The organism is uncultured Neglectibacter sp. (genome assembly GCA_937958185.1).
In the GTDB taxonomy this organism is placed as follows: domain Bacteria; phylum Bacillota; class Clostridia; order Oscillospirales; family Acutalibacteraceae; genus Acutalibacter.
Genome location: CALFFN010000003.1, coordinates 53,914 through 64,843, shown reverse-complemented (window position 1 = coordinate 64,843; position 10,930 = coordinate 53,914). Strand labels below are relative to the sequence as shown.

Genomic DNA, 10,930 nt, shown 5'->3' with positions numbered 1-10,930 from the left:
CTGAATGAGCGGATGATCCATGACAAAAATATTCTTGTTTTCCTGCATCTTCTATTCCTCCTGTTTTTTGCCGCCCGGATATGTGGTCGCCGGTACGGGAGATTCCTGATTATAGCCTGCCTTCTTCAATTTGGGCGATCTGGTCTATGCGCCGTTGATGGCGACCGCCGTCGAAGCCCGTATGCAAAAAGATATCCAGTATTTGCAGGGCGGTATCACGGTCTACGACCTTACCACCCATACAAAGAATGTTTGCATTGTTGTGCCGGCGGGTCATTTCCGCACAAAAGGCATTAGTACACAATGCCGCCCGAATGCCCTTTACCTTATTTGCCGCCATGGAAATACCGATCCCTGTAGAGCAGATCAGCACTCCAAAGTCAGCCCTTTTCTCCTGTACCGCTCTTGCGGCTTTTGCGGCAAGAGGCGCGTAATCTACCGATTCCGTGCTGAAAGCACCAAAATCCTCATATTCGATTCCATGAGCCTCCAAATATTCCCGAACGGCTTCTTTCAGTTCAAACCCGCCGTGGTCACAGCCGATAGCAATTTTCATACCGAACACTCCCCTTTTCCCTGCTTCTTTTTCAACTCCCGCTCTGCCTGCGGCAGCCGCAAATAAGACGGCACCAGCGCCTGAGCGGTCACGCTCTTTTCTGCCTTTGCGTATTCCAGCGCCAGAAGCGCTACGGAGGACGCTCTCTGAAAGCGCAGTTCTACAGGCGCAAGCCGGGCGCCCCACGTCTCAAACACTTCATGGCACAAGGCGGCTCCATCGCCAAATAGAATGAGCCTTTCCCCGTAAGCTTTGCATTCTTCGGAAAGCTCCGTAATGGTCAGCGCCCTGTCAGGCGTCAGGCGGCAGAGCTTTTCATTTGTCACCTGGAACAGCGCGTTATAGACCTGCCCGCAGCGGGCGTCCATCACGGCGCAGATAATACAGCCCTCATAATACCGTCCCGGCATGGCGATGGCTTCCAAAGTGGAAATCCCGCAGCAGGGCGTTTCATTGGGCATTGCCAGACCTTTGATACAGGATACGCCGATCCGCACGCCGGTAAAGGAACCGGGACCGTTTGTGACAGCCATCACGTCAAAATCAGCACAGGCTTTTCCCAGGGAGCGCAGCAGCTGTTCCACCATGGGCAGCAGGGTCTGGCTGTGGGTCTGCTTTGTATTGACAAAGCTCTCTCCCAGCAGCCTGCCATCTTCCAAAATGGCGGCGGAGGCAGCGGAAGCCGAAGATTCTATCGCTAAAACCAACATGCTACAGTTCCCCCTCCCAGCCATCAATGGTAATCACTCTCTCAGTATCCGTTTCTCCCGGTCGAATGTCAATGTGTATGGCGTCTTCCGGCAGGGCGGCTTCCACGTTCTCGCTCCATTCTATCACCAACACGCAGTCCGTGTCCAGATAATCGAAAAACCCGGTAGAGTACAGATCGTCCCAGCCTGTGATACGGTACATGTCAAAATGCTCCACTGTCAGTCTGCCGGGATATTCGTTTACCAGCGCAAAGGTGGGGCTGCTGACCACATTTCCCCCGTCCAGCCCTTCTACCAGCCCGGCGGTAAACGCGGTTTTCCCCATGCCCATTCCCCCGGTGAACGCCAACACTTCCCCGCCTTTCAGCTGTTGTGCCAGCCTGGCGGCAAGCGCCGCCGTTTCCGCGGCAGACGAGGTCACAAATTTACGGTCCATCAGAACAGCCCGTGGATCACGGCGTTGTCGTCCACGTCGATCTTCTCTGCCGCGGGAACCTTCGGCAGACCGGGCATGGTCATAATATCTCCGGCGTACGCCACCACGAAACCGGCGCCGCTGGAAAGCTTCAAATCGCGGACAGTGATCTGGAACCCGCTGGGTCTGCCCAGCAGAGCGGCGTCATCAGACAGGGAATACTGGGTCTTTGCAATACACACGGGCATTTTGTCGCCGCCAAGCTCTCTGATCTCTTTCAGGGATTTCTGAGCCTGCTTTGTAAAGAGAACGCCGTCCGCGCCGTAAATTTTCCTGGCAATGGTCTCGATTTTTTCCTCAATGGAGCAGGAATCGGGATAAATAGGCGCGAAATGCGTTTTGCCCTCATTTTCGTCGATCACCCGGCAGATGGTCTCCGCCAGCTCTTTGCCGCCCTCGCCGCCCTTGCCGAACACCTCGGACAGCGCATAGGACACGCCCAGCTCCTTGCAGCAATCGTCAATGACCTGAAGCTCCGCGTCGGTGTCCGTATGGAAGCGGTTGATCGCCACCACGACAGGTACGCCGAATTTCTGCATATTTTCCACATGGGCTTTCAGGTTCACAGAGCCTTTTTTCAGCGCTTCTACATTTTCAGCAGCCAGCTCGGCTTTGGCAACGCCGCCGTTATATTTCAGTGCCCGGACTGTAGCGACTACCACTACGCAGGAAGGCGCAAGCCCAGCCATGCGGCATTTGATATCCATGAATTTTTCCGCGCCCAGATCGGAGCCGAAGCCGGCTTCCGTAATGCAGTAGTCTGCCAGCTTCAGCGCCAGCCGGGTAGCCCTGACAGAGTTGCAGCCATGGGCGATGTTGGCGAAAGGTCCGCCGTGCATGATGGCAGGCGTCCCTTCGATAGTCTGTACCAGATTGGGGTTCACCGCGTCCCGCAGCAGAGCCGCCATGGCGCCCTCCGCCTTGATATCTCTGGCGTAGACAGGCGTCCCGCTGTAGGTATAGGCGATGAGGATATTGCCCAGCCGCTCCTTCAGATCGTTCATATCCTTTGCCAGGCAGAGGATCGCCATGACTTCGGAAGCCACGGTGATGATAAAGCCGTCCTCCCTGGGAACGCCGTTGATCTTCCCGCCCAGACCGACCACGATGTTCCGCAGCGCCCGGTCGTTCATATCGAGACAGCGCTTGATGAGAATGCGCCGGGGGTCGATTCCCAGCACATTTCCCTGCTGCATATGGTTGTCCAGCATGGCGCAGCAGAGGTTGTTGGCAGATGTAATGGCGTGCATATCCCCGGTAAAATGGAGATTGATGTCCTCCATGGGCAAGACCTGGGCATATCCGCCGCCGGCGGCGCCGCCCTTTACGCCGAACACAGGTCCGAGAGAGGGTTCCCGCAGAGCGATGATGGCGTTTTTCCCGATTTTTGCCATGGCCTCTCCAAGCCCGGCGGTGGTGGTGGTCTTTCCCTCCCCGGCAGGAGTGGGATTGATGGCGGTGACAAGGATCAGCTTGCCGTCAGGATTTGTTTCCAAACGGGCAAAAGCGCTTTCATTGATTTTTGCCTTGTATCTTCCGTACAGCTCCAGTTCTTCCTCCCGGATCCCCAGCTCCGCCGCAATATCGGCGACAGGTCTCAGCTTTGTCCCCTGTGCGATTTCAATATCCGACAGCATACTAATCCCTCCATGTCTTTTTGACCGAACCAAATTAACGCGGATTTCTGTTTCCTTTTATGAATTATAAAGTATCTTGCCGGAATAGTAAAGACTAAGGGTGAAAAAACTTGCCGAGGATTTTTTTTTGTGCTATACTCTGGGTCATAAGAAGTCATTTTGAAACACAAAGGTACAAATTTATGATAAAAAGAGGCTTTAAGGGATTTATCAACTATGTAAAGCGGGCGGATATCATTCTCTGGCTGCTGCTGGCGGCGATTTCCGTTTACAGCTTAGTTTTGCTGAAAAGCGTTTCCCGGGCGACGGAAGCGAATTATTTCCGCACACAGCTGCTGGCGATCGCCCTGGGTGTGACCGGCGCGGTGATTGTATCGTTTATCGATTACATGGAAATCGCCAATTTCTGGTATCTCATTGCGGGATTTTCCATTTTCCTGATGATTTATACCATGCTGTTCGGCGAAGAAGTTACCGGCGGCGGTGGTGTAGCGGCAAAGGCGTGGATCAATATTGGTGGAAGGACCTTTCAGTCCTCCGAGCTGGTAAAGATCGCTTTTATCATTACCTATGCCAAACATCTGGATACTGTGCAAAAACGTGGAAAAACAGACGAATTGATCCAGGTCGTCTTTCTGGCTCTCCATGCCCTTGTTCCCATTCTGCTCTGCGAATTACAGGGCGACACTGGCGCGTCGGTGGTGTTTTTCTTCATTTTCCTTGCAATGAGCCTTGCCGCCGATATCAAGCTGCGGTATTTCGCGGTGCTGGGGGTGCTGGTGCTGGGAGCGGTGCCGATTTTGTGGAAATTTGTGCTGCGGGACTATCAAAAGAACCGTTTTATCGCCGTGTTCAATTTGGAAGACCCCTCCGTACAGCTAAACGACGGCTATCAGCAGTACCAGGGGCGCATTTCCATCGGCAGCGGCGGGCTGAAGGGACAGGGGCTGTTTGAGGGCAGCCGGGTGGCAAGCAACAGCGTTCCCTTTCAGCAAAGCGATTACATTTTCTCCGTGGCGGGAGAAGAATTGGGCTTCTGGGGCTGTGTGCTCATCATCGGGCTGTTGCTGCTCTTTATGCTGAAGGTGCTCCATGTAGCCCATTCCGCTCGAGATGATCTGGGAAAGTATATCTGCTTCGGCTTTTTCGGCATGATCGCGCTCCAGACCGTTTCCAACATCGGAATGTGCCTTGCCATTCTTCCCGCCATGGGCGTAACGCTGCCGTTTTTCAGCGCCGGAGGTTCTTCCGCCGCCTGTTTGTACCTGGGCTTCGGACTGGTGCAAAGTGTGTATATGCGCAGAAAGGAAAGCGACGGCTTCCGCTTGAAGCGCAGCACCCCCCTGCGGTTTTCTTACAAGCAGATGAAAAACATCTAAAAGAAAATACACATGAAAAACCGGGCAGTTCTCCTGCCCGGTTTTTTTGCGAATGTTTACTGCTCTGAGAAAGTGAACTTCCCATTTTCAAAAGCGCATCTGTAACGCTTTCCGGCGCTGATTTCACCTTCCAGCATTTTTTCGGAAACGCTGTCCTCAATTTCGTTCTGGATCACTCGCCGCAGGGGTCTGGCGCCGTAAATGGGATCGTACCCCTTATCGGCAACGGTGGAGATAGCTTCCGGCGTAAACTCCATCTCAATTTCCATGTCCCGGAGCTTTCCCTGCAATCCGGCAAGCATTTTTCCTGCGATTGCCAGGGTGTTTTCCTTTGTCAGCTTATGGAACACGATGATATCGTCCACACGGTTCAAGAACTCCGGCTTGAAAAGGTTCTTCAGCTCGTTCATCACCAGCTCTTTTGTCTTTTCAAAGTCGCTGCCCTCAGTCTCTGCTTCGTGGGAGAAGCCCAGATTTTTCTGCTTTTCCGTAATCAACCGGGCGCCTACGTTGGAGGTCATGATGATGACCGTATTTTTGAAATCCACCGTTTTTCCCTGAGAGTCAGTCACCCGGCCGTCTTCCAGAATTTGCAGCAGGATATTGAACACATCGGGGTGGGCTTTTTCGATCTCATCAAACAGGACGACGGAATAGGGCTTCCGCCGGACCGCCTCTGTCAACTGTCCGCCTTCCTCAAAGCCCACATAGCCGGGAGGAGACCCCACCAGCCGGGACGCTGTGTGCTTTTCCATATACTCCGACATATCGAAGCGCACCATTGCCTTTTCATCGCCGAACATGGCTTCCGCCAATGCCTTGCAAAGCTCGGTTTTTCCTACGCCGGTAGGTCCAAGGAAAATGAACGAGCCGATCGGGCGGTTTTTGTCCTTCAAACCCACGCGCCCGCGGCGGATCGCTTTGGAAATAGCGGAAACTGCTTCCTCCTGCCCGATGACCCGTTGGTGCAGGGTGCTTTCCAGACGGAGCAGCCGCTGGCTTTCTTCTTCCGTCAGCTGTGTGACGGGCACGCCCGTCCACATGGAAACGATATCGGCGATATCGTTGGGCGTAACCACCGTATTGCTGCGTTCATTTTTGGCAGCCCATTCGTCCTTGGCACGCTCCAGCTTTTCCTGCATTTCCTTTTGCCTGTCGCGCAGCGCCGCCGCCTGTTCAAAGTCCTGAGAGTTTACCGCCGCTGCCTTTTCCGCTTCAATATCCTTGATCTGCTTTTCCATATCCTGCAAATCTTCCGGGGCGGTAAAGGTCCGCAGACGCACCCGGGAAGCGGCTTCATCAATCAAGTCGATGGCTTTGTCCGGCAGATAGCGGTCGGAAATATAGCGGGAGGAAAGACGCACCGCAGCTTCGATGGATTCTTCGGTGATCTGCACCTTGTGATGGGCTTCATAGCGATCCTTCAAGCCCTTCAAGATGTCGATTGCTTCTTCCTCGCTGGGCTCGCCTACGGAAACAGGCTGGAACCTGCGCTCCAATGCCGCGTCCTTTTCAATGTGCTTGCGGTATTCGTTGATGGTGGTTGCGCCGATCACCTGGAAATCCCCACGGGCAAGCGCGGGCTTCAAAATGTTTGCCGCGTCGGTAGAGCCCTCCGCCGAGCCTGCGCCGATGATGGTATGAAGCTCGTCGATAAAAAGAATGATATTGCCGTCCTTCTTCACTTCGTCAATGGCATTTTTGATCCGTTCCTCAAAGTCTCCGCGGTATTTTGTACCGGCGACCATGCCGGTCAGGTCCAGAGAAATCAGCCGCTTCCCTTTCAGAGTTTCCGGCACGTCTCCCGCGTGGATTTTCAGCGCCAAACCCTCTGCCACGGCGGTCTTGCCTACGCCGGGCTCGCCGATCAGCACAGGGTTGTTTTTTGTGCGGCGGGAAAGGATCTGCACCACGCGCTGGATCTCCTGCTCCCTGCCGATGACGGGGTCTATCTTCCCCTGCGCTGCCAGCTGGGTCAAATCCCGACCAAACTGCTCCAGCGCCTTGCCGCTCTTTTGTTCCTCCCCGCCTTCGCCCATAATCGGTTCTTCAGCGGACGGGAAAGCCGTCTGGTTCAACAGGGTGGACAGCTCTGACGTGATCCTGGCGGAATCTACGCCCAAAGTGCGCAGAAAACGCATTCCGTAACAGCTGTCATCTTCCAGCACAGCAATCAGCAAATGCTCCGTGCCCACATAGGAATTGTGCAGCCTTGCTCCTGCCATTATTGCAATCTGCAAAATTTGTTTTGTACGCGGGGTAAACGCGTCGGGGGGCAGGGCGGTTCGGGCACCTGTGCCCACGCGCTCCCGGATCAGCTTTTCATAAGCTTCCGCAGACACCCCCAGCTTATTCATCACAGTAAAGGCAACGCCGGTCCCTTCTTTCAGCAGCCCTAAAACAATGTGCTCGCTGCCGATATAGTCGTGTCCCATCTCCTCCGCAGAGGTGATCGCCAGATTCAGCGCCTTGTTGGCCTTTTCTGTAAAACCGTTGAATTGAAACATAGAAATCTCACTCCTTTAATTGCCTGTTTTTGTATGCCCAGATTATTCTGTACAGCTAAGCTTCCGTAATATTCGCGCAGATCTTCCGGGTCTGTTCTGCCCGAAGAATATCGCGCTCCCCGGCGTCTATGGGCTTTTGGACAGAAGCCGCCAGAGTAGCCGGCTGCATTCTGACAAACAGCCCATTCAGTTCTTCCATGCCGACGCCCTTCAATAGCCCCACGGAAATACCTAAACGAATATAGGAAAGCAATTCCATAAATTCACCGCTGGAAAGCATTTTCGCGCTTTTCAGCACGCCTGCCGCCCGCTCTATTTTATCTTGCAGTACAATATTGGAAGCCCATTCCTCTCTGGTCTTACGCTCCTGCTCTATCAACTGGGCAGCGATAGCGCCAAGGTTGTCGATCGCTTCCGTCTCGCTGAGCCCCAAAGTGATCTGATTGGAAAGCTGGTACATTCCGCCTACGATCTGGCTCCCTTCGCCATAGCTGCCCCGCAGGGTCAGCCCCAGCTTGGAGAGATTTGCCGCGATCCGGGACATGGCGCCGCTCTCTGTCAAAGCGGGCAGGTGTAACATGACGGAAGCCCGCATTCCCGTGCCCAAATTGGTGGGGCACTGGGTCAGGTATCCAAACTCGGGATCAAAAGCAAATTGCAGCGTTTCTCCCAGCAGCGTATCCAATCTGTCGGCAGCTTCAGCCGCTTCCTTCAGAAGAAGTCCCTCCTTCATCACCTGGATACGCAGATGGTCTTCTTCGTTTATCATAATGGAAATACTTTCGTCCTCGGAAAGCAGCAGTGCCTTATTTCTTCGGTCGGAAATAAACTCCGGGCTGACGATATGGCGCTCCACCAGAGATACTGCCTCCTCGTCCGTAAGCTTTTCCAGTGGCACAAAGGAAAACTGTGAGGCGATGGCGCTGTTGCCGGAAATTAGAGCGTCGCGGATCTTTGCTTCGATCTCCTGCTTCTGCTCCACAGTAGCCCTGTTGGGAAAAGGATATTGCCGCAGGTTCCTTGCCAATCTCACACGGGTGCTGTACACCACGTCGCTGCAATTTCCTGCCTTTTCATACCATTTCAGTGCTTCAGCCATTATTTTCCATCTCCTTTATCTCATCTCTCAAAACTGCCGCCTGCTCGAACTCCTGCGCTTCTATGGCTTTTTGCAGCAGGCGCTTTTTCTCTTCCAGCGCAGGCTTCTGCACAGCGACCATCTGATGGCTGTTGTCCTGAATGCGCAGGGCGGAGCTGCCGGGGCTTTTCCCCTTATGGCGGGCAGTGCCATGGATGCGCTGGATCAAGGGCAGCAGTTGGCGGCGAAAGGTGGTATAGCATTCCGCACAGCCCAGATTGCCGGTTTTGGCAATTTCCGCAAAGGTGGAGCCGCATTTTTTACAGGCCAGCACATTTTCTTCCGGGTGACCTTTTCCGAGAAGACCGCCCAGCATATTGCCAAAGCCCAGGCTCCAGCTGTCAAAAAAACTGCCGTAGCCCTTTTCCTTCGCGCAGTCGCCGCATAGATGGTATTCCGTCAGCTTGCCATTGACGATGGTTTTGATATGGGTGGTTGCCGTTTTCTTTCCACAGGATTGACAAATCATAAAACATTCCTCCTTGATTTAGGTTCTGACTGTGATCAGCATATTTTTATAAATGGACGCGCGCACTTCATTGCGCAGCTCCTTGGGAACGGCAGAAAGTGTTTTTTCCGAAACAGCGGACTGAATAAGCTCTGCCACTGTTTCGCTGAGTACACCGCTTTGCAGCATGTTTTCCGTCATGGCGCGGGCAGTTCCCGCATCTAAGGTATTGCCGATGGCATTGATGATATGCATGATCATATCCGGGCGGGAAATCTGCAGCCGGGTGATACGGATATAGCCGCCCCCGCCTCGCCTGCTCTCCACCAGATAGCCCTGCTCCGGCGTAAAGCGGGAGGTCAGGACATAATTGATCTGGCTGGGGACACAGCCCAGAAAGCCTGCCAACTCGTTTCGCTGTATCTCCGCCGTGCCGTCTGCTTCGTTGAGCAATTGCAAAATATAGTTTGCTACACTATCACTGATTCTCATAGAAAAGCTCCTTAATTTTTGTCTTTGACTTTCTTTGACTTTTATTATAGACTTCCTCGGAAAAAAATCAAGGTCAAATAAAGTCAAACCAAGCTATTCTCCTCCTGTCATCTTCGAAATGCTCTTTTTTTCTTTTATTTGCTCATTTTTTCTTTCATTTTCATTTCCTGTCACACTTTTTTCATTGTGCCATAAGATAGGAGTGTAAATGAAAGGAGGCGCTCTTCCATGTGTGGTTGTGGTAACGGAGGTTGCTCTTGGATCATCATCATCATCCTGATCCTTCTCTGCTGCGGTGGCTGTGGCACTTTTGCCAATAACGGCTGTGGCAACAACGACTGCGGCAATGGCTGCGGCTGCTGCTAAAGCGCAAAACGCCATTTTTGAACAGTCAGCTTGCACAAAAAAGGGACGCTGGTTTTCCAGCGTCCCTTTTCCCTATGCCCTGAAATTTTCCGAAAAGCTCAATCTGCCGCAGCTGCGCTCAAAGCCTCTTCCAGTGCCAGCGCCAGCTGCGCCGGGCAGGAGGTGCTCTTTGTACCGCAGCGAATGTCTTTGCAGCGCTTGATGTACTCCGACACCTTCATACCCTGTGCCAGCGCGGCGACGCCCTGGGTGTTGCCGCTGCAGCCGCCGGTAAATTTGACAGATTTGATGGTATCTCCTTCTACCACGATGTCGATTTGCCTGGAACAGACGCCCTGCGGCGTGTAATGGATTTCCATAGATTTTCCCCTTTCCAATCTTTCCTTATATTCTTAAACTTATCAAATCGGCGCACCTTTGTCAAGCAGATTTTATTATTCCCCTACTGGACGTTCCGCCAGATATTCCGACTGGAATCTCCGGGAGGAAAGGTTGAAAAGCAGGATAGATAAGAGCGCCAGCACCAGCGACAATATTATCAAAAACAGTGCCGTTATGCGGAAAACGCCGGTAAACTGCACCAGATATAAAATCAGGAACGGCAGGATCAAATAGCCCATGGTCTGCAAAGCTTCCCCTACGCTGTACACTCTGGACAGCACCAGGCTGACAAAGGTAACGGAGAACATGGACAGTACCGGCATCAGCACAACAACCGTGACCAGCCACTCCAGATTGAAAAAGTACGGCGCGGACAGCAGCAGGTCCACAATAGATATGGTGATGGAAAACAAAACGAAGGAGATCAGGGAAATCGCCACAGAGATCAGCGAGCAGGCGGTAATTTTTGCGCTGAACACGGATTTCGCGCTCATAGAAGACAAAAACAGCGTTTCTAACGTACTGTTTTCTTTTTCCCCAACAAAAACACAGGCGGCGGACGCTACAGAACAGACGATCGGCACCATGAGGAACAGTAAAGGGCACAGCAGCGTGGTAAACGCGTCCATCCAAAATTGGCTGTCCCCTGCCCTGTCATTTCCGAGAATTGCCCGCAAAGCTGCTGGAATCTGGCTGCCGGGCGACGCGGGAAACAAGCTGATCGCCACAAAGTAGACCAGCGGTACAATCACTATCAGAATCACGGGCAAAACCATCAAAAGCGCCCGGATCCCTTTGCGCCCCCAAATGGCGCTGATATCTTTTCCCACTAAAACGGATT

Annotated in this window: 12 protein-coding genes; 1 reads left to right on the top strand and 11 read right to left on the bottom strand. The window is 53.1% G+C overall.

Features of this window, described 5'->3' with window-relative positions; all coding sequences use genetic code 11:
* Positions 1–109: 109 nt before the first annotated feature.
* Genes rpiB through AB8996_RS00435 form a run of 4 tightly spaced genes read right to left on the bottom strand, consistent with a single transcriptional unit; the run spans position 110 to position 3,378 of the window.
* The gene (gene rpiB, locus AB8996_RS00450; RefSeq protein WP_369296999.1) at positions 110–556 is read right to left on the bottom strand and encodes a ribose 5-phosphate isomerase B; all 447 of its coding nucleotides are present in this window, start codon (positions 554–556) and stop codon (positions 110–112) included.
* Positions 553–1,266, bottom strand: coding sequence for a tRNA (adenosine(37)-N6)-threonylcarbamoyltransferase complex dimerization subunit type 1 TsaB (tsaB, locus tag AB8996_RS00445; RefSeq protein WP_369296998.1), 714 nt, complete (start codon positions 1,264–1,266; stop codon positions 553–555). The genes rpiB and tsaB overlap by 4 nt, the downstream gene beginning before the upstream one ends.
* Before the next feature lies 1 nt (position 1,267).
* Complete coding sequence (gene tsaE / locus AB8996_RS00440) at positions 1,268–1,702, bottom strand: tRNA (adenosine(37)-N6)-threonylcarbamoyltransferase complex ATPase subunit type 1 TsaE (RefSeq protein WP_369296997.1); 435 nt, start codon at positions 1,700–1,702, stop codon at positions 1,268–1,270.
* On the bottom strand, positions 1,702–3,378 hold the full coding sequence (locus tag AB8996_RS00435) for a formate--tetrahydrofolate ligase (protein WP_369296996.1): 1,677 nt from the start codon (positions 3,376–3,378) through the stop codon (positions 1,702–1,704). Before AB8996_RS00435 ends, tsaE begins: the two co-directional genes overlap by 1 nt.
* Before the next feature lie 182 nt (positions 3,379–3,560).
* Between AB8996_RS00435 and AB8996_RS00430 the strand changes: the two genes are divergently transcribed.
* Positions 3,561–4,757 (top strand): FtsW/RodA/SpoVE family cell cycle protein, encoded by a 1,197-nt coding sequence (locus tag AB8996_RS00430; protein ID WP_369296995.1) that lies wholly within the window; start codon positions 3,561–3,563, stop codon positions 4,755–4,757.
* 56 nt (positions 4,758–4,813) lie between these two features.
* Here AB8996_RS00430 and AB8996_RS00425 read toward each other — a convergent pair whose 3' ends face one another.
* The 7 genes from AB8996_RS00425 to AB8996_RS00395 form a co-directional block, all read right to left on the bottom strand.
* On the bottom strand, positions 4,814–7,264 hold the full coding sequence (locus tag AB8996_RS00425; protein ID WP_369296994.1) for an ATP-dependent Clp protease ATP-binding subunit: 2,451 nt from the start codon (positions 7,262–7,264) through the stop codon (positions 4,814–4,816).
* A gap of 55 nt (positions 7,265–7,319) precedes the next feature.
* Positions 7,320–8,363, bottom strand: a complete 1,044-nt coding sequence (locus AB8996_RS00420; RefSeq protein ID WP_369296993.1) for a protein arginine kinase — start codon at positions 8,361–8,363, stop codon at positions 7,320–7,322.
* Positions 8,356–8,871, bottom strand: coding sequence for a UvrB/UvrC motif-containing protein (locus AB8996_RS00415; RefSeq protein WP_369296992.1), 516 nt, complete (start codon positions 8,869–8,871; stop codon positions 8,356–8,358). The genes AB8996_RS00420 and AB8996_RS00415 overlap by 8 nt, the downstream gene beginning before the upstream one ends.
* Before the next feature lie 18 nt (positions 8,872–8,889).
* Positions 8,890–9,342 (bottom strand): CtsR family transcriptional regulator, encoded by a 453-nt coding sequence (locus tag AB8996_RS00410; RefSeq protein ID WP_369296991.1) that lies wholly within the window; start codon positions 9,340–9,342, stop codon positions 8,890–8,892.
* A gap of 93 nt (positions 9,343–9,435) precedes the next feature.
* Positions 9,436–9,744, bottom strand: coding sequence for a hypothetical protein (locus tag AB8996_RS00405; protein WP_369297001.1), 309 nt, complete (start codon positions 9,742–9,744; stop codon positions 9,436–9,438).
* A gap of 62 nt (positions 9,745–9,806) precedes the next feature.
* On the bottom strand, positions 9,807–10,067 hold the full coding sequence (locus tag AB8996_RS00400) for a TIGR03905 family TSCPD domain-containing protein (RefSeq protein ID WP_369296990.1): 261 nt from the start codon (positions 10,065–10,067) through the stop codon (positions 9,807–9,809).
* 75 nt (positions 10,068–10,142) lie between these two features.
* On the bottom strand, positions 10,143–10,853 hold the full coding sequence (locus AB8996_RS00395; protein ID WP_369296989.1) for a hypothetical protein: 711 nt from the start codon (positions 10,851–10,853) through the stop codon (positions 10,143–10,145).
* Positions 10,854–10,930 lie beyond the last annotated feature (77 nt).